Here is a 19,534-nt window from a genome sequence, read left to right on the forward strand (position 1 = left end):
AGTTGAAAAATACAGCGAAAAAAACGATTGGGGCTGGGAATTCTCAGCCCCAACGTTATTATAACAATAAGAAATGGACAAAACCTTTTATATCAGCGATTATCGTTGTTATTATTTTAGGTATTATATCACTGTTTACCGGAGTTTATGATATACAGGGTCAAGCGGATGGAAGGGATATGTTTTTCATAACACGGGTACCTAGAACAGCTGCACTCATGCTTACCGGAGCTGCAATGTCAATGTCAGGACTGGTCATGCAGCTTATTACACAAAATCGTTTGGTGGAACCTACAACAACAGGGACGATTGAATGGTCGGGTTTGGGACTTCTCATTGTCTATTTATTATTTCCGGCACCAACTTTAGTTTTAAGAATGACCGGGGCAATCATGTTTTCTTTTATAGGAACTATGATTTTCTTTCTGTTTTTAAGAAGAGTGAAGCTCCGTTCTTCTTTGATTGTACCGATCATTGGGATGATGCTTGGAGCAGTTATTTCAGCATTTTCTACTTTTGTAGGACTTACCTTCCAAATGACGCAAAATATTGAAAGCTGGTTTGTAGGTTCATTTGCAGCCGTTCAAATCGGAAGATACGAATATTTATGGCTGATTATTATAGTTACCGGCCTTATTTTTATTTATGCGGATAAGCTGACCTTAGCCGGTCTGGGGGAAGATGTCGCTACAAGTCTTGGAGTAAATTATAATAAGATAATTATTTTGGGGACCGGTCTTATTTCTTTTGCAGTTGGAATTGTAACAGCTGTTATTGGAAATTTACCTTTCTTAGGCTTAATTGTACCAAATATAGTTTCCATGTACAGAGGAGATGATCTTAGGAGTAATCTGCCTTGGGTATGTGTGCTGGGAATGGGTGTGATAACTCTTTGTGACATAATTTCCCGAACAATTATAATGCCCTTTGAAGTTCCTGTCTCTTTGATTCTTGGAACAGTGGGGTCAATTGTATTTATTGTTATCTTATTAAGGCAAAGGAGGCTAAGATGAACGGAATAGAATACAATACCGGCCTTCGTCATGAACACAGATCAGCGAGAGCTTTTCGTTCTAAGAAGGAAGAAAAAAAATATTGGATTTTGTTGATAACCTTGATTGTTTTGGGCGTTTTTGCTTCCTATGGGCTTTTGGTTTATAATAATCCGGTTCCAATTGATTCTCCTTCTTTTCTCCCGGTTGTCAGAAGAAGGATGTTCGCTCTTGTGGCAATGATCATTTCTGCAGTTTGCCAGAGTCTATCGACAGTCACTTTCCAATCGATTACGAGCAACAGGATTATAACCCCTTCCCTTTTAGGCTTTGAAGCACTTTACTCAACCATTCATACCAGTACCATATTTTTCTTTGGTGCCAGTGCCTTTATTAATTTTAGTGGGATCGGATCCTTTGTATTTCAAGTTGTTGTTATGGTCTTGATGTGCCTGATCCTTTATGGCTGGCTGCTTTCCGGAAAATATGGAAATTTACAGCTTATGCTTTTAGTTGGCGTTATTATGGGAACTGGTCTGAAGTCTCTATCATCGTTTATGAGAAAACTTCTTGCGCCGTCAGAGTTTGATATTTTACAGGCAAGATTGTTTGGCTCTGTCAACAATGCGGATTCGGAATATTTTCCTCTTGCAATTCCGGTTGTAATAATTGCAGCACTGCTTCTTCTGGCTTATTCTAAGAAGTTAAATGTTGTGTCACTTGGAAAGGATTGCTCTACTTCTTTAGGCGTCAAACATCAGGTTCACGTGATTTATGCTCTGGTTTTAGTATCTGTTTTGATGTCAATTTCTACGGCTTTGGTTGGACCGCTTACTTTTTATGGATTTTTAGTTGCAACTTTGAGTTATCAGGCAGCGTCAACCTATGATCACAGATATATTTTTCCAATGGCTCTTGCGATTGGATTTTTGATAATAACAGGTGCATACTTTTTTTATGTACCATATATTCAGGGCTCAAGGTGTAGTTTCGGTTATTATCGAGATGTTTGGCGGAATAGTATTTTTAATCGTGATTTTAAGGAAAGGTACCTTATGATAATAATAGATAATGCCAGAAAGTCCTATGATGAGGTAGAAATAGGACCTTTGGATATTAAAATACCAAAAGCAGGTCTCACTTCTTTGATCGGGCCCAATGGTGCTGGAAAATCTACCACACTTTTGATGATTGGAAGGCTTTTGGATATGGAAGAAGGCCATATTAAGGTGGCAGATATGGATGTGACTGAATCGAAATCAGAGGACTTGGCAAAAGTTTTGACCATTTTGCGGCAGGAAAATCATTTTGTAACGAGGCTTACTGTCAGGCAGCTGGCTGGATTTGGCCGTTTTCCTTATTCAAAAGGAAGATTAACGAAAGAGGATGAAGCCATTATTTCTAAATATATTGATTTTTTAGAGTTGACTGATTTGGAAAACAGATATTTGGATGAGCTTTCCGGCGGCCAAAGGCAAAGGGCATATGTGGCAATGGTTCTGTGCCAGGAGACGGAATATGTACTTTTGGACGAACCTTTGAACAATCTTGACGTTGCCCGTTCTGTTCAGATGATGGAGCATTTGAAGCATGCGGCCAATGAATTTGGAAGAACAATTGTGGCTGTTATGCATGATATTAATTTTGCGGCCAAATATTCTGATCGAATCTGTGCGATGAAAGACGGACGAATTGCCGCTTTTGGCACGGTAGACCAGATTATGGATTCAAACGTTTTGACCGATATTTTTGAAACCAAAATAGAAATTATCGAAGGGCCGTATGGGCCAATAGCAATTTATTGATTTAGTGCCTGTTGTCCGGTCCATGTCAATAGCAAGGCAAAATCATTCATGAAATTCACTTCCTGTCTCATAACATAGTATAGGTTATCAGAAATCGCCTTTTAGATTTCTGATAGAAGGGCTGCTTTTCAGCCCGTCCATCTGATTACCGGAAGCAGTTTCAGCTTCCGGTAATATGAGAAACAGGAAGGAGCGTCAGAATGGAAGAATGGTTTCGTTTATCAGAGGATGAGGCCCTTGTAAAGCTTGGCGCAGGAAAGAATGGACTGGATTCCAGGGAAGTATTGAAGCGCAGACAGATATATGGTCCAAATAGACTTAAAAAAGCGGAACGCAAAAGCGCTTTCCAGGTATTTCTGGACCAGTTTAAAGACTTATTGGTCATCATCCTGATTATAGCTGCAGTAATTTCTATGATATCCGGTGACGTAGAGAGCACAGGGGTAATTTTTGCGGTGCTTCTGCTGAATGCGGTGCTGGGGACAGTAGAGCATCAGAAGGCGGAAAAGTCCATAGACAGCCTTATGGCCCTGTCATCGCCGGTAGCAAAGGTGGTAAGAGAGGGGCGGAGGCAGGAAATCCTGTCAGGGGAAATCGTACCGGGGGACATCCTGCTTTTGGAAGCAGGGGATATGGTGGCGGCAGACGGCCGGATTCTGGAAAATTATTCTCTCCTGGTCAATGAAAGCTCTCTGACCGGAGAATCCGTTAATGTTGATAAGCGGACGGGGAGGATACGGGAAAAAAAGGTGCCTTTGGCAGAGCAGACAAATATGGTGTTTTCCGGTTCCCTGGTGGCAGCGGGCAGGGCAAAGGTATTGGTAACAGGTACCGGAATGGATACGGAAATCGGCAGGATCGCTTCCCTCATGAATGACACCGGGGAAAAGAAGACACCTCTTCAGGTGAGCTTAGACCAGTTTGGAAGCAAGCTGGCAGCAGCCATCCTGTTTATCTGTGCAGTGATTTTCGGTCTGAGCATCTACCGCAGGATGCCGGTTTTGGATTCCCTGATGTTTGCAGTAGCCCTGGCGGTTGCGGCGATTCCGGAAGCGTTAAGCTCCATTGTCACCATCGTTCAGGCAATGGGCACACAGAAAATGGCAGGAGAAAATGCCATCATAAAGGATTTAAAGGCAGTGGAAAGCCTTGGCTGTGTTTCGGTCATCTGTTCCGATAAGACGGGAACTCTGACCCAAAACCGCATGACCGTACAGCAAATCTATGTAAACAGCCGCCTTTATCCTCCGGAACTCTTAAACAAACAGGTTCCAGTACATAAATATCTGTTGTATGATGCTGTTTTAAATAATGATTCCGCCTACATAGAAGGAAAGCTGGTGGGGGATCCGACGGAGGCCGCGCTGATACAGATGGCCGAAAGGGCGGGCATGGAAGAGGAAGCCATGAAATCCTATTACCCCAGGGCAGGGGAAATCCCCTTTGACTCCCAGAGAAAGCTTATGAGCACCATGCACAGGATCGAAGGTAAAAGGGTTCTGTTCACAAAGGGAGCGGTGGATGTGCTGCTGCCCCGGATAAGCCATATATGGACAGGGGAAGGGATCCGTCCTATGAGGGAAGGGGACCGGCAGACTTTAATGGATCAGAACATGGAGTTTTCCAGGCAGGGGCTAAGGGTTCTGAGCTTTGCCTTCCGGGAAATGCATGAGGCTGAGAAGCTGACGGAAAAATCGGAGGCAGGCTATACCTTTCTTGGAATGACCGCAATGATGGACCCGCCCCGTCCGGAGACAAAGAATGCGGTATTAAGCGCCAAAAGAGCGGGCATCCGTCCGGTTATGATTACAGGAGACCATAAGATCACCGCTTCCGCCATTGCGGAGAAAATTGGCATTCTGGGTGAAGATGACCTGGCGGTCAGCGGACCGGAGCTTGATGATATGCCGGAAGAGGAATTAAGCCGCAGGCTGGAGCATATCAGCGTCTATGCCCGGGTTTCGCCGGAGCATAAGATACGAATCGTCCGCTCCTGGCAGAAAAAAAGGCCATATCGTAGCCATGACAGGAGACGGAGTCAATGACGCCCCTGCCTTAAAGCAGGCTGACATCGGGGTTGCCATGGGAAAAATGGGGACAGAAGTGTCAAAGGATGCTTCTGCCATGATCCTTACGGATGATAACTTTGCAACCATTATTAAGGCGGTTGCCAACGGCCGTAATGTTTACCGGAACATCCGGAATGCCATTAAATTTCTGTTATCAGGAAATATGGCAGGGATACTGTGTGTATTGTACACATCCTTCCGGGCCCTTCCCCCTCCCTTTGCACCGGTGCATCTGCTGTTTATCAACCTTTTGACCGACTCTCTTCCTGCCATTGCCATTGGAATGGAAAAGGCGGAAGCAGACCTTTTGGCCCAAAAGCCCAGAAATCCCAAAGAAGGAATCTTAACAAAGCGGTTTGTACTTCAGATCCTCCTTCAGGGGGCCCTCATAGCTGCCTGTACCATGACCTCCTACCACACAGGCATGGTGACCGGAAGCGAGGTGGCCGCCAGTACCATGGCATTTTCCACCCTGACTCTGGCAAGGCTGTTCCACGGCTTTAACTGCAGAAGCGGCCATTCCATTTTAAAGATCGGGTTTAAAAGTAATTTGTGGAGCATTATGGCCTTTGAAGCAGGAGCAATTCTTTTGGCAGCCGTGCTGTTTATACCAGGCCTTCATACCTTCTTTTATGTGGCAGATTTAAATGTAAGGCAGTTTATTACCATTTTCATATTTGCATTTATTCCTACGCTTGTAATTCAGGCATTTAAGACCATAAGAGAGAGTCTTCATTAAGAAAAAAAATACCCTGAAATCTTGACATACTTTTTGGTCCGTGGTACTATTAAGTATACATAAATAGATAGCCTAAGAGATGACAGAGCCGGGTGATGAGTGCGGGTAACCGTTCATTTCCAAGGCTCTTTCTTTATCCCTTGAGAAAAAATTAACAAAGGGTAAAATCAGTGGCAGCTGCTGGAAGGGGGAGGGGCACCCTTAGGCATATCTGTATGACAAAAGAGTAGAGGCGAGAAGGAGGAAACTATGGGAGATATGTCATTGCCTTAGATCAGGGCACGACAAGTTCCAGATGTATCCTGTTCGATGAGCAGGGGAACATCTGCAGTGCAGCACAAAAGGAGTTTACACAGATTTTTCCGGAGCCGGGCTGGGTGGAGCATGATCCCATGGAGATCTGGTCTTCACAGTTTTCCGTGGCCATGGAGGCCATGGGAAAGATCGGGGCTCATTACAGCGATATTGCTGCAATCGGGATCACGAACCAGAGGGAGACTACGGTGGTCTGGGATAAAGAGACAGGGGAGCCGGTCTATCATGCCATCGTGTGGCAGTGCCGCAGGACTTCGGACAGGATCGAGAAGCTAAAGCAGGACGGTCTGGAGGAGCTTATTATTGAAAGGACCGGACTGATCCCTGACGCTTATTTTTCAGGAAGCAAGATCGAATGGATCCTGGATCATGTAGAGGGGGCAAGAGAACGGGCCGAACGCGGGGAACTGCTGTTTGGAACCGTGGATACCTGGCTGATCTGGAATCTGACCAAGGGCTGCATCCATGTGACGGATTATACCAATGCCTCCAGAACCATGCTGTTCGATATACACAAGAAGTGCTGGGATGAGGAGATTCTCAACTATTTCCACATTCCCAGATGCATGCTGCCGGAGGTAAAGCCCTCAAGCTGTATTTACGGCTACACCTCTTCGGATGTCATGGGAGGAAAGATCCCCATTGCAGGAGCGGCAGGCGACCAGCAGGCTGCGTTATTCGGCCAGTGCTGCTTTGAGGCGGGGGAAGTAAAGAATACCTATGGAACCGGCTGTTTCCTCCTTATGAATACAGGGGAAAAAGCGGTGAGGTCCGGACATGGACTTTTGACCACTATAGCTGCAAGTGACCAGGAGAGCATTCAGTACGCCCTGGAAGGAAGTGTGTTCGTGGCAGGTGCTTCGGTGCAGTGGTTAAGGGACGAGATGCGGATGGTCCGTACTGCCGCCCAGACAGAAGAATACTGCAAGGCTGTGGCGGATACGGGGGGCGTTTACGTGGTACCGGCCTTTGCAGGGCTTGGAGCACCCTATTGGGACCAGTATGCAAGAGGAACCATTGTGGGGGTGACCAGAGGGACCAGCAAGGAACAGTTTATCCGGGCCACGGTGGAATCCATGGCCTATCAGGTCTGTGATCTCATTGAGGCAATGGAACAGGATTCGGACATTCATTTAAAGCAGCTAAAGGTGGACGGGGGAGCCTGTGCCAATAATTTCCTCATGCAGTTCCAGTCTGATCTGTTAAACACGGAGATCGTAAGGCCGGAATGCATTGAGACAACCGCCCTTGGAGCCGCGTACCTGGCCGGACTTGCAGTCGGATATTGGAAGAGCCGGGAAGAAATCAAGGCAAACTGGAAGGTATCCAGGGCCTTTGACAGCCAGATGGAGGAGGAAAGCCGGAATAAGCTGGTAAAAGGCTGGAAGAGGGCAGTTAAATGCGCGCTCTACTGGTCACAAGAAGGAGAGTAGAACGTGGAGGGGTAGGATTTGGAGGGTACATATTTATTATTTGGGGGAATTACCTTAACATACGTCATGATTCAGCTGGAATTTATGCTTCGCATTATAACAGCAGGCTTTTTGGGGTTTTTAATCGGCAGTGAGAGAAAAAAACCGGAACAAATCGGCTGGAATCCGGACCCACGCCATTGTGGCGATCGGTTCAGCACTCATGATGGTGGTTTCCAAATATGGATTCCCTGACATCCAAAACAGCGATGGGGCCAGAGTTGCGGCCCAGGTGGTAAGCGGAGTGGGCTTTTTAGGAGCAGGGGTCATATTTGTCCGGAACAATCTGGTAAATGGTTTAACGACGGCAGCCGGGATCTGCTACCGCCGGGGTAGGGCTGGCTCTTGGGGCGGGCCAGTACATTGTGGGCATATTGTCTGCGGTTCTCATCATTGCCATGCAGACTCTGACTCACCGGATCAACTATTTTGCCAGGTGCCTTCCTGCGGCTGTCTGCGGATGACCATAGCGCAAAAATCCGGGGCAGTAAAAAACATGGAAGAGTTTCTGGAAAAAGAAAAGGTTGAGATTGCTTCTGTGAAGATCAACAAGAATAAAAAGGATGAGATCAAACTGGAATTTGAAGTCATTTATCCGCCGGGCTTTAACAAGGGAGTCCTGCTTTCCAAGCTGGCAGAGGAGAATACCGTCATGGCAGTCAGCGAATAGGAGGGGGGAGGACCCGGCAGAAAAATCTTGACAATCCAGTCGGGATTATGCTAGCATTAAGACAATTAAATATACAACCTTTGAGATGAAAGAGTAAGGAATAAAGCGGAGTGATCCGTTTGTTTTCCTTACTTTTTTTATATGATTTGCCACTTATTAGGGTGACCATTACAGATATGGAGGAGAAGAACATGATGGAAATGAATTACGATGCAGCGATCATTGGCGGCGGCGTAGTCGGCTGTGCAATTGCGAGAGAACTGGCGCGCTATGACCTTAGCATCTGTGTCATTGAACGGGAGGAGGATGTCTGCTCCGGCACGTCAAAGGCCAACAGCGCCATTGTCCACGCAGGATTTGATGCGGCGCCCGGGTCTTTAAAGGCAAGATTCAATGTAGAAGGCAACCGAATGATGGGAGAGCTTTCAGAGGAGCTTGATTTCTCAATGATTCAAAATGGCTCTCTGGTGCTTTGTTTTTCGGAGGAAGATATACCCGCTCTTAAGAAGCTTTATGAGAAAGGCATAAAAAAACGGAGTTACCGGCTTATCCATCCTTTCCGGCGATGAGGTGAGGGCCATGGAACCTAATGTGACGGAGACGGTTGTGGCAGCCTGTATGCGCCTACGGGAGGGATTGTATGTCCCTTTGGTTTAACCATAGGATTGGCGGAGAACGCCTGTGACAACGGCGTGGAGTTTCTATTTAATACTGAGGTAAAAGTAATTGAAAAGACGGAAAAGGGCTATGGCCTGAAAACCGGGGAAGGAACAATCCATGCCGCCTATGTGATCAATGCCGCCGGCGTTTATGCCGACGTATTCCACAACATGGTAAGCGAAGAGAAGATACACATCACGGTGAGAAAAGGGGATTACTGCCTGCTTGATAAGGAGGCAGGTACCCATGTGTCCCATACCATCTTCCAGCTTCCGGGCAAGATGGGAAAGGGCGTGCTGGTAACCCCTACCGTTCACGGCAACCTGCTGATCGGCCCTTCGGCAACCGATGTAGAGGATAAAGAAGGCGTCAATACAGATGCAGCGGATCTGTCGGATATTATGGTGAAAGCTGCCTGGGGAGTAAAGAACATACCATTCCGCCAGACAATCACCTCTTTTTCCGGCCTTCGTGCCCATGAGCCGGGGATGACTTCATCCTGGGCGAGGTTTCCGATGCCGCCGGCTTCTTTGATGCGGCAGGCATTGAATCACCGGGGCTTACAAGCGCTCCTGCCATCGGCGTTTACATTGCCGATCTGGTTGCAGAAAAGGCAAAGGCTTCCCGAAAGGAGAATTTTAAGGCAACCCGGAAGGGAATCCTGGATCCTCAGAAGCTGTCTTTTGAAGAACGGGCAGAGCTTATTAAGAAGAACCCCCGGTACGGCACCATTATCTGCCGCTGCGAAGGGGTCAGTGAGGGAGAGATTGTAGATGCCATCACCCGGACACTGGGAGCGGTTTCCTTAGATGGAATCAAACGGCGTGTCCGTGCCGGCATGGGACGGTGCCAGGCCGGTTTCTGTGCCCCCAGGACCATGGAGATCCTGGCAAGGGAAACAGACAGGACCATGGAGGATATCTGCAAAAACAGGCCCGGCTCCAATATAGTAACCGGTCATAAATAAGGAGGACAGCAAAATGACAGAGCATGATATAGTGATAATCGGAGGCGGTCCGGCTGGTCTTGCTGCAGCAGTAGCAGCAAAAAAGGCGGGCATTACAGATATATTGATTCTGGAAAGAGAATCCTGCCTTGGCGGCATCTTAAACCAGTGCATCCATAACGGTTTTGGCCTGCATACCTTTAAGGAAGAATTAACAGGACCGGAATATGCGGCCCGTTATATTGAGATGGCGGAGTCGGAAAACATACCTTATAAATTAAATACAATGGTCCTTGATATCAGCAAGGACAAAGAAGTAACAGTCATCAACAGAGAAGATGGACTGTCAACCATAAAAGCCAAAGCCATAATCCTGGCCATGGGCTGCAGGGAGCGTCCCAGAGGAGCCCTTAATATACCGGGCTACCGTCCGGCAGGAATCTATTCTGCAGGAACTGCCCAGAGATTAATGAATATCGAAGGCTTCAGCGTGGGAAAAGAGGTAGTGATCTTAGGCTCCGGAGACATCGGGCTTATCATGGCCAGGCGTATGACCTTAGAAGGTGCCAAGGTAAAGGTGGTGGCAGAGCTTATGCCATATTCCGGCGGCTTAAAGAGAAATATCGTCCAGTGTCTGGATGACTATGGAATTCCGTTAAAGCTCAGCCATACGGTAATAAACATTGAGGGAAAAGAAAGGGTGACAGGCGTTACTCTTGCCCAGGTCGATGAAAACCGAAAGCCCATTCCAGGTACAGAGGAATATTACAGCTGCGATACCCTTCTTCTTTCCGTAGGCCTGATTCCGGAAAATGAGCTTTCAAGGGGAGCTGGCGTCCGGATGAGCCAGGTGACGTCTGGTCCTGTAGTAGGCGACCAGCTGGAAACCAGCTCGGAAGGCATCTTTGCCTGTGGAAATGTGCTTCACGTTCATGACCTGGTTGATTATGTATCCGAGGAAGCAGCTTTAGCCGGAACAAGTGCAGCCGCCTACGTAAAAGCGGCTGGTGAAAAAAAGGCGGCTCATACCGTGGAGCTGGCAGCTGAGAACGGAGTCCGCTATACGGTGCCTCAGATGATTGATGTGGAGAATATGGAGGATAAGGTCACGGTCCGTTTCCGCGTGGCCGATGTGTACAAGGACCGCTTTATCAGTGTTTACTATGATGATGCAAGGGTTTCCCACAAAAAGAAAAAGGTTCTGGCTCCCGGTGAGATGGAGCAGGTTGTATTAAAGAAAGACAGCTTTAAGGATTATCCGGAGCTTAAGAGAATCATTGTCTGTACGGAGGTGGAATAATATGGAGGCAAGAGAAATGATCTGTATCCGGTGTCCTTTGGGCTGCCCGTTGACGGTGCGCATCGAAGGGGATCAGGTGGAAGTTACAGGGAATTCCTGCAGCCGCGGGGAAGAATATGGAAAAAAAGAGGTTTTAAGCCCTACCAGAGTGGTGACTTCCTCAGTCCGCGTCATAGGCGGCGGCTTGGAAATGGTGCCGGTAAAGACAAAGCAGGACATTCCCAAGGATAAGATTTTTGCCTGCATGGAGGAAATCAGGAAGGTGGAGATTTCTGCACCTGTTCTCATTGGAGATGTGATCATTCCCGACTGTGCAGGAACCGGCGTTTCCATTGTAGCTACAAGGAACATTGAAAAAATATAATGTAATTTTCTGAAATAGCCTTGTATTTGCCGCAAGCTGTCTGGATAACTTCTGGCAGCTTGTGGATTTACAAGGCTATTTTGCATAAAAACAGGGGAATCTATGGAAAGTTTATACAGGAAATGATATACTGGAGAGAGATTTTTGAGAAAGAGGGGTTGCTATGAGGGTGTTCGCGCACAGGGGTTACAGTGGAAGGTATCCGGAAAATACCATGCTGGCGTTTCAAAAGGCGGCAGAGACAGGCTGTGACGGGATCGAACTGGATGTACAGCTTACAAAGGATGGAACCGTGGTGGTGATCCACGACGAAAGCATTGACCGGACTACAGACGGAACCGGTTTTGTGAAGGATTTCACTTATGAGGAACTGAAGCAATTCAATGGAGATGCTGTCTGCGGAGGGATTCATGGATTTGAGCCTGTTCCGACCTTTGAAGAATACTGTAAATGGGCGAAGGATCAGGAGCTTGTCACAAATATCGAAATTAAGACAGGCGTATATTATTACGAGGGCCTGGAAGAGAAAACCCTGGAACTTGTGTGCAAATACGGGCTTGAAAAAAAGGTCATCTTTTCTTCCTTTAACCATACTTCCATAATCCGCTTAAAGGAGCTGGCTCCCGGGATCCAGTGCGGCGCACTTCTTGGGGATCAGGGCCTTGGAAATGCAGGATATTATTGTGACCGGTATCATTTCGAATGCTACCACCCAGGGGTTAAGGGATTGACAAAAGAGGCTGTGGACAACTGCAGGAAATACGGAATTTTAGTGAATGTCTGGACGGTCAACGGCATGTCCGAATTGGAACAGGTCTATGAATGGGGCTGTGACGGAGTCATAACCAACTTTCCTGAAATCTGCAAGCGGTGGGTCCAGAGCAAAGAACTGTAGATAATACATAGCAGGAGCGAGGCATCTGGTTTCCAGAAGACTGCAGCTCCTGCTATCTTGTATGAGAAAAAGAACGTTAAAATGTGCTTTTCTTTCCAAGGAAAACCCGGAAAGGGCAAAAATTGCCTTGACGGTGGGGGAAAGGATTGATAAAGTAGAACGAGATCCATATTTTGTGGGGCGGAGGAATATTAATGAAGGCGATTGAACTACTGGAGGCTTCTCCGGTGATTGCGGCGGTTAAGGATGATAGTGGATTAAAAAGATGCTTGGATTCGGAATGCCAGGTGGTATTTATTCTGTATGGAAATATCTGTAATATCAGCAGCATTGTAAGGCAGATAAAGGAGCATGGGAAATATGTCATCGTCCATGCGGATCTGGCACAGGGCTTAAGCTCCAGGGAGATTGCTGTAGATTTTATTAAGCGGAATACTCATGCAGACGGAATTATCAGCACAAAGCCTCTTCTTGTAAAGCGGGCGGTCGAGCTGGGCCTGGTTGGGGTACAGAGAACCTTTATCATTGATTCTCTTGCCATGAGTACGACAAAAAAGCAGATTGACACCTTTCATCCGGATCTGGTCGAGATCATGCCCGGGGTCATGCCCAAGGTACTTAAAGAGATTCGCGCCTATACGGATATTCCTATTATTGCAGGCGGACTGATATCAGACAAAAAGGATATCATGGCGGCTTTTTCCGCAGGTGCGGATGCAATCTCTACCACAAAGGAAGAGCTATGGTTCATGTAAAAGGAGGATGTTATGAAATTAGTTACATACGAGGTTGACCGGAGAAAAGATATCGGGGTAGTGAGTAAGGATGAAATGTGGGTCTTTCCTCTCAGGGCATTTGGTATGGAGTATAAGGAGATGCTGGAGGTCGTTAAGGGGCTCACCCAGTCTGAGCTTGACTTACTGGAACATGCCTCCGGCCTGGATCCTTACAATAGCAACATCGTTGGAGCTGCCATGATGAAAGAGGTCATGCTTCTGGCGCCCATCCGGACACCGGATCAGGACATCATCTGTCTGGGGCTTAATTACATGGAACATGCCGAGGAGTCTGCCCGCTATAAAAAAGAAGATTTTGACGGGACACGCCCCAATGCCGTTTATTTTTCAAAGAGAGTGAATGAGGCAGTGGATCCATATGGAGAAATCTTAAGTCACAGCGATATGGTGGACAGCCTGGATTATGAGGTAGAATTAGGGGTTATCATTGGAAAGGATGCAAAGGATGTTGCCCCGGAACAGGTGAAGGATTATATTTTCGGATATACCATCATTAATGACGTCAGTGCCCGTAACGTTCAGAATGCCCATAAGCAGTGGTATTTTGGAAAGAGCCTTGACGGATTTGCCCCTATGGGCCCTGTATTCTGACTGCAGGCTCCATTTCCTATCCGCCGGAGCTTGACATTCAGTCAAAGGTTAATGGAGAGCTGAGACAAGACAGCAATACCCGTCTCATGATATTTAATATAGACCATATTGTCAGCGAACTGTCTAAAGGGCTGACCCTGAGGGCAGGAACCATCATTTCCACCGGAACGCCTAAGGGAGTTGGAATGGGATTTGAACCGCCGAAGTTTTTAGCGGCAGGAGATGAAGTGGAATGCCTGATCCAGGGGATCGGGGCCATTAAGAATAAGGTCGTGTAAGATCATATAGTTTCTATTGCAAAAATCCGGAAGAAAATCTGAAACATGAGACTTTCTTCCGGATTCTGTTTATACCCCAGCGCTGCAGGATATGGTTTTTGGAGGGGGAGAAAAGGGTGCGGGATCAGAACGGAAAACAAATCTATGGAAAAGGAGTAAAAGGAGCATGAATGAACAGATAAAAGACATGTGGCAGTATGTTGAGGATCACAGCGGGGAAGCTTATGAACTGCTTTTAACCCTTGGAAAGATACCTGCACCTTCTAATCATGAGGAACAAAGGGCCAGGTTCTGTAAGGAGTGGCTGGAAAAACAGGGTGCAAAAGGAGTGTATATAGATTCTGCATGGAATGTTATATATCCCATAGGATGTACCGAAGATAATCCTGTGGTGGTGTTTGCAGCACATACGGATGTGGTATTTCCGGATACGGAACCCCTTCCCCTTGTTGTGGAAGATGGAAAGGTAAAGGCCCCGGGAATCGGCGATGATACGGCAAACTTATGCGCACTTCTCATGTGCGGTAAGTACATCGCCCAAAAAGAGATTGTGCCCCAAAGGGACGGCATGCTTCTGGTGGCAAATGCCGGAGAAGAGGGGCTTGGAAATCTGAAAGGGTCAAGGCAGATCATTAAGGATTTTGGAAGCCGCATTACTGCGTTTTATTCTCTTGACGGGTACATGGAGGGGATTGTAAACGATGCGGTAGGCTCTAAAAGATATAAGGTGGAGATATTAACGGAGGGAGGCCATTCCTTTGGAAAATTCGGGAACCGCAATGCCATAGCCTATCTGGCATCTTTAATCGATACCCTTTACACACTGAAAGTGCCGGAGACAAAGACGAAGACCACTTATAATGTGGGGACGATTAAAGGAGGGACTTCCGTTAATACCATTGCCCAGCAGGCTGAGATGCTTTACGAGTTCCGCTCGGACAGCAGAGAAGATCTGGAATTCATGGACAGGCATTTTCATAGTGTGATCGAAAGCTATCGGGCAAAGCTGATAAAAGTAAACACCACTTTGGTTGGAGAGCGTCCCTGCACCGGAGCCGTGGATGAGAAGCAGCAAAAGGAACTGGCTGAACATGTTTCTGAAGTCATTTATAAACACACGGGGAACAGGCCGAAAACAGGCCCAGGCTCCACAGACTGCAACATCCCCCTATCCATGGGAATCCCAAGCGTCTGCTTTGGAGCTGTGAGGGGAGGCCTGGCCCATACAAGACAGGAATGGATTGAAACAGAAAGCTTGAAGGACGGCTACAGGATCGCCTTTGAAGTCATATTATCTCATTTTTAAGAGAAGAGAATTAACCGGTTCCGGACAGAAAGAAATGCACCTTGATCGGCTTTGATAAGCCCTTTCAAGGTGCATGTTCTTATTTTATCTGTGATTTCTCTGATTAAAACACTGCTTCAAAATCATTTGCGGCAGCCGTAACAGACTGCATTAATAATTTTCCACTTTTCTTTCAAAATAGGCCTTAGGATGAGCACAGGTCGGGCAAATTTCCGGAGCCTCCGGTCCTTCGTGGATGTAACCGCAGTTGCGGCACTTCCAGCCAAGAGGAGCATCTCCCTTAAAGGTCTTATCGTTCTTTAAGCTGTCAAGAAGCTTTAAGTAACGTTTTTCATGAGCAGCTTCTACTTTTCCTACGAATTCAAATTTCAGAGCCAGCTCTTCAAAGCCTTCTGCCCTGCATCCTCTGCCATTCTCTTATACATATCGGTCCACTCGTAGTTTTCACCGGCAGCGGCATCTGCTAAGTTTTCTTCCATGGTGCCGATGCCATGCAATTCCTTGAACCACATCTTAGCATGCTCTTTTTCCTGGTCAGCAGTTTCTAAGTACAGGGCAGACATTTGCTCATAGCCGGCCTTTTTGGCGGCAGAAGCATAATATGTATATTTGTTTCTTGCCATGGACTCACCTGCAAAGGCGTCTTTTAAGTTCTGTTCTGTTTTTGTTCCCGCATATTTGGACATCGTATAAACCCTCCTGATTTGAATTTTGAATGATTTGTACTTTATAAACAGGGAGCGGCAGCCTGTTCTGCCGCTCCCTAAGATGTATTAACCGAAGTATCTTTCTAATAAGCCTTGAATGCTTTGCCATGACGAGCCTCATCCTTTGCCATTTCATGAACTGTGTCATGGATTGCATCTAAGTTTAATGCTTTTGCACGTTTTGCAAGATCAAATTTACCGGCAGTTGCGCCATTCTCAGCAGCAACTCTTAACTCCAGGTTCTTCTTTGTGCTGGAAGTTACGCATTCGCCTAATAATTCTGCAAACTTGGAAGCATGCTCAGCCTCTTCGAAAGCAGCTTTTTCATAATATAAGCCGATTTCAGGATAGCCTTCTCTGTGAGCAGCTCTTGACATTGCAAGATACATACCAACTTCAGAGCATTCGCCTTCAAAGTTAGCTCTTAAATCCATCATAATGTCTTCCGGAGAACCCTGTGCAACACCGATTTCATGCTCGCAGGCCCAGGACATATCTTCATCCTGTAATTTGAACTTTTCAGAACCAACCTTGCATACTGGACAGAATTCAGGAGCTGTCTCTCCTTCGTGAACATAACCGCATACAGTACAAACCCATTTCTTCATGATCTCATATCTCCTTTTTATTTTGTAATATAGTTTTGTTATTTTAATGGCAATCAATAATAGTAATGATTACTGATATTAATTTACCATATCTTTATCTTTATGTCAAGCGTTATCGATAATTATTTTCAAAACATTCCTTGCAGGTCCCATAGAAATAAATGGTGTGACTTTCCACCGTGCCGTCCGCATGTTCCTGAGCAAGGTGGTTGATATTTACCAGGGGGTCCAGTGGCAGGTCGCTGACCTTTCCGCAATTTTTACACACAAAATGGTAATGGGGTGATGTGTCCGCATCAAAGCGATCCGCGCCATCTCCGCAAGTCAGCTTTTGGATTTCTCCCAGCTCAACCAGAAGGTTTAAGTTGCGGTATACCGTTCCAAGGCTGATATTGGGATATTCTTCGCGAATCAATGTGTATAGGGCATCGGCAGTGGGATGGTCGTGCCTTGACATTAGACAGGCTTTAATAGATTCCCGTTGACGGCTATACTTTAATGTTTTCATGGCCGCTCCTTTTCTAAAATAATAATTATATTAGTAATTGTTACTATTTAATAATAAAGGATTTCAGCGCTTTTGTCAATCCAGAGTTAAATAGTGTCTATATGTTCTCCCGTGCGATCCGTATGAATTCTTCCGTAGCCTGGGATAAATATCTGCCTTTGTGGCGGCCAAATGCCAGGACGCCGTGCTGCGCCTGTAATTTAAGGAAAAATAATGCAGCCCTGTTTTTTTCATGCCGGTATTAGGGCTTCCGGACATGAACATTCTGGGGTAAAAGGTGATCCCCATTCCTTTGGCTGCAAGGGCCAGCACTGTCTCAATATTCTCTGTCTCCAGAAGAATGGAAGGAGTGAGCTGGGCTTCCTCAAAGATTTCATCGGCAATGGTGCGCACCCGGTTTCCTTTGTTGATGAGAAGGTAGGGGCAGTCCTTTAAAAGCTGTACGTCCGCATTTTCATCCAGTATCTTTATTATCTCCTCCTGCTGGCCCGGAAAATACCGGTCCAGAATCTGGTCAGGAACCACAAGAAGGATCTCCTCCTCGCAGATAGGAATGGTTTCCACATGATCGGCTTTAAAAGGAAGAAGGTCGATCATCAGATCAATGTTTCCGTGTATCAGAGCAGTACTTAATTCGGAAGAATTTCCCTCTACCAGATGGATCTCAATGTTTGGAAACTTTTCCTTATAAGCGGGAAGGATGGCGGGGAGAAGGAAGCGTCCCCTGGTATGGGAGATGCCGATAGAAAGCTGTCCTGTAGTAAAATCCTTGATATCGGCCAGTTCCCGGTAGGTTTCATCCTTTAAGTCCAGCATCTGCTTTGCCCGGACCTTTAAGGCCCGGCCTGCGTAGGTCAGGGTAAGGGGCATGGTGCGGTTGAAAAGCTGGACATCGAATTCCTTTTCCAGATTGGAAATGTGGCTGCTTAAGGACTGCTGTGAGATGTATAACTGCTTGGCAGCACGGGTGATATTTAATTCCTCCGCAACCGCCAGAAAATATTCCAGGTTCAGGAAGTTGATCATAGATAAGCCTCCAGCTTGGGAATGTAGGGAATGAGCTTTTCAAGGGAAGTATTTACAATAAGCTCTTCCGGGAAATTCACTTCTTCAATAAGCTCTAACGCTCTTACATGGTTTCCCACATCAGCTTCCGTATGGGCGTCGCTGTCAATGATGATGGAGGCCCGGTAGTGCTTGCAAAGCTCCAGCATGGTCCGGTAATTTTCCGCGGCATTCATTCTTGGGCTTAAGGGATGAAGAGAACTGGAATTAAGCTCCAAAAGGGTATGATTCTCAGCGGCAGCGGAAACCAGGGTGTCATAATCCACTGGAAAACGGCTGTCGTCAGGGTGGCCGATGATGTGGATCAGAGGATTTTCAATGGCTCCGAGATAAGCATTTGTATTTTCGGCGGAAGTTCCGCTTTTGTAGCAGGGTTCGTGGAGGCTTGCAATGGAGTAATCCATTTTTTCCAAAAGACCTTTTCTCAAATCCACCCGTCCCGTGTAATCCATAATATTAAGCTCAACGCCCATGAGTATGTTGACTCCGTAGATTTTACGGGGGATCACTTTAAAATTTATGAAATAAAACTCATGGCAGGTTCCTGGCATCTTAGGTGCATGGTCCGTAGAGCCCATGAGGCAAGGCCCTTTTCAGAAGCAGATTTAGCCATTTCATATAAAGTGTTGTACGCATGTCCGCTGGCTACGGTGTGGGTATGCAGGTCCATTATGTCGTTCATGATTCTTGTCCTTTCTGTATCTGGCCTGGGAGATTCCCAGTGGAAAATATTTCATATAATACAACTTATCTGAACTTGCAACGCAAGTGAAGATAAAAGGCAGTGTTTTTATTGCCGTTAATATAAATATAACATATTTTTACTGAGAAAACTATAGTAATATCAGGCGGGATGTGATAAATATATAGGTAGATTTTATGCAGAACTAAGTGTAATATGAGTGGAGGAGATATCAATGAGCGAAGAGATGAAGCAAACAGACGTAAGGGAAGAAACAGTAGAGACTATGGCTGATTATGCAGCAGAGCTGGAAGCCTCCTTTAAAAGGGTAAAAGAAGGAGATGTTCTCACAGGGACCGTTATAAGCGTAGATGAGGACAAGGTCACTTTGGATTTAAAATATTATGCGGAGGGAATCATTGATAAAGAAAATTTAAGCAATGATCCGGAATTCAGCCTGATCCGGGAAATCCAGCCTGGAGACGAAATCACGGCAACGGTCATAAACCCTAATGACCGGGAAGGTAATGTAGTTCTTTCAAAGAAGCTGGCAAGTGACCATCTGGCCTGGGAAACCCTTGGAGCCATGTTAAGGGACCGAACCGTTGTCAAGGTCAAAATCGCGGAGATCGTAAAAGGCGGAGCCGTTGCTTATCTGGAAGGGATCCGGGGATTTATTCCGGCTTCCAAGCTGGCGGGGGAATATGTGGAGGACTTAGAGGAATATAATGGAAGAACCATTGAAGTCACAGTCATCACCGCAGA

Annotated in this window: 14 protein-coding genes and 6 pseudogenes; 15 read left to right on the plus strand and 5 right to left on the minus strand. The window is 46.3% G+C overall.

Annotation, left to right across the window (positions count from 1 at the left end):
* Positions 1 to 2: 2 nt before the first annotated feature.
* The 14 genes and pseudogenes from JCM10519_RS22805 to JCM10519_RS22865 all read left to right on the plus strand — a co-directional run bounded on the left by JCM10519_RS22805 (position 3) and on the right by JCM10519_RS22865 (position 15,199).
* Positions 3 to 1,013 (plus strand): iron chelate uptake ABC transporter family permease subunit, encoded by a 1,011-nt coding sequence (locus JCM10519_RS22805; protein WP_054742119.1) that lies wholly within the window; start codon positions 3 to 5, stop codon positions 1,011 to 1,013.
* On the plus strand, positions 1,010 to 2,797 hold the full coding sequence (locus tag JCM10519_RS33150) for an iron chelate uptake ABC transporter family permease subunit (protein ID WP_347845200.1): 1,788 nt from the start codon (positions 1,010 to 1,012) through the stop codon (positions 2,795 to 2,797). The genes JCM10519_RS22805 and JCM10519_RS33150 overlap by 4 nt, the downstream gene beginning before the upstream one ends.
* Positions 2,798 to 2,997: 200 nt before the next feature.
* A pseudogene (locus tag JCM10519_RS22820) lies at positions 2,998 to 5,605 on the plus strand (cation-translocating P-type ATPase).
* 263 nt (positions 5,606 to 5,868) lie between these two features.
* Positions 5,869 to 7,353 (plus strand): glycerol kinase GlpK, encoded by a 1,485-nt coding sequence (gene glpK, locus JCM10519_RS22825; RefSeq protein ID WP_054742122.1) that lies wholly within the window; start codon positions 5,869 to 5,871, stop codon positions 7,351 to 7,353.
* A 130-nt stretch (positions 7,354 to 7,483) separates the two neighbouring features.
* Positions 7,484 to 8,062: an MgtC/SapB family protein gene (locus JCM10519_RS22830; protein ID WP_347845201.1), complete on the plus strand. Its 579-nt coding sequence runs from the start codon at positions 7,484 to 7,486 to the stop codon at positions 8,060 to 8,062.
* A gap of 200 nt (positions 8,063 to 8,262) precedes the next feature.
* Positions 8,263 to 9,495: pseudogene (locus JCM10519_RS22835) on the plus strand (NAD(P)/FAD-dependent oxidoreductase).
* Positions 9,496 to 9,512: 17 nt separating this feature from the next.
* Positions 9,513 to 9,557 (plus strand): annotated as a pseudogene (locus tag JCM10519_RS33155) (hypothetical protein); the annotation flags it as partial.
* Positions 9,558 to 9,560: 3 nt separating this feature from the next.
* Positions 9,561 to 9,689 (plus strand): hypothetical protein, encoded by a 129-nt coding sequence (locus JCM10519_RS33160; protein WP_347845202.1) that lies wholly within the window; start codon positions 9,561 to 9,563, stop codon positions 9,687 to 9,689.
* 13 nt (positions 9,690 to 9,702) lie between these two features.
* Entirely contained in the window at positions 9,703 to 10,968 is a 1,266-nt protein-coding gene (locus tag JCM10519_RS22840; protein ID WP_054742124.1) for an FAD-dependent oxidoreductase, read from the plus strand.
* Between the two features lies 1 nt (position 10,969).
* Positions 10,970 to 11,332, plus strand: coding sequence for a DUF1667 domain-containing protein (locus JCM10519_RS22845; protein ID WP_054742125.1), 363 nt, complete (start codon positions 10,970 to 10,972; stop codon positions 11,330 to 11,332).
* Between the two features lie 163 nt (positions 11,333 to 11,495).
* Positions 11,496 to 12,227: a glycerophosphodiester phosphodiesterase family protein gene (locus tag JCM10519_RS22850; RefSeq protein ID WP_054742126.1), complete on the plus strand. Its 732-nt coding sequence runs from the start codon at positions 11,496 to 11,498 to the stop codon at positions 12,225 to 12,227.
* 194 nt (positions 12,228 to 12,421) lie between these two features.
* The gene (locus JCM10519_RS22855) at positions 12,422 to 12,982 is read left to right on the plus strand and encodes a glycerol-3-phosphate responsive antiterminator (RefSeq protein WP_054742127.1); all 561 of its coding nucleotides are present in this window, start codon (positions 12,422 to 12,424) and stop codon (positions 12,980 to 12,982) included.
* Positions 12,983 to 12,994: 12 nt separating this feature from the next.
* Positions 12,995 to 13,893 (plus strand): annotated as a pseudogene (locus JCM10519_RS22860) (fumarylacetoacetate hydrolase family protein).
* Positions 13,894 to 14,059: 166 nt separating this feature from the next.
* Positions 14,060 to 15,199, plus strand: a complete 1,140-nt coding sequence (locus JCM10519_RS22865; protein WP_347845203.1) for a M20/M25/M40 family metallo-hydrolase — start codon at positions 14,060 to 14,062, stop codon at positions 15,197 to 15,199.
* Positions 15,200 to 15,349: 150 nt separating this feature from the next.
* On the opposite strand, the pseudogene rbr reads toward JCM10519_RS22865, so the two are convergent.
* From rbr to JCM10519_RS22890, 5 genes and pseudogenes are all read right to left on the minus strand, one after another.
* A pseudogene (gene rbr / locus JCM10519_RS22870) lies at positions 15,350 to 15,885 on the minus strand (rubrerythrin).
* Between the two features lie 87 nt (positions 15,886 to 15,972).
* Positions 15,973 to 16,514, minus strand: a pseudogene (locus tag JCM10519_RS22875) (NADH peroxidase).
* Positions 16,515 to 16,626: 112 nt separating this feature from the next.
* Positions 16,627 to 17,022 carry a transcriptional repressor gene (locus JCM10519_RS22880; protein WP_054742128.1) on the minus strand — a complete coding sequence of 132 codons (396 nt, stop codon included), beginning with the start codon at positions 17,020 to 17,022 and terminating at the stop codon, positions 16,627 to 16,629.
* A gap of 75 nt (positions 17,023 to 17,097) precedes the next feature.
* The gene (locus tag JCM10519_RS22885) at positions 17,098 to 18,048 is read right to left on the minus strand and encodes a LysR family transcriptional regulator (protein ID WP_347845204.1); all 951 of its coding nucleotides are present in this window, start codon (positions 18,046 to 18,048) and stop codon (positions 17,098 to 17,100) included.
* Complete coding sequence (locus tag JCM10519_RS22890) at positions 18,045 to 18,665, minus strand: phosphatase (RefSeq protein WP_347845205.1); 621 nt, start codon at positions 18,663 to 18,665, stop codon at positions 18,045 to 18,047. Before JCM10519_RS22890 ends, JCM10519_RS22885 begins: the two co-directional genes overlap by 4 nt.
* Positions 18,666 to 19,004: 339 nt before the next feature.
* Between JCM10519_RS22890 and JCM10519_RS22895 the strand changes: the two genes are divergently transcribed.
* The coding region (locus JCM10519_RS22895) for a S1 RNA-binding domain-containing protein (protein ID WP_347845206.1) at positions 19,005 to 19,534 on the plus strand (530 nt) is incomplete at its 3' end.

Source organism: Clostridium sp. NkU-1 (assembly GCA_001312405.1).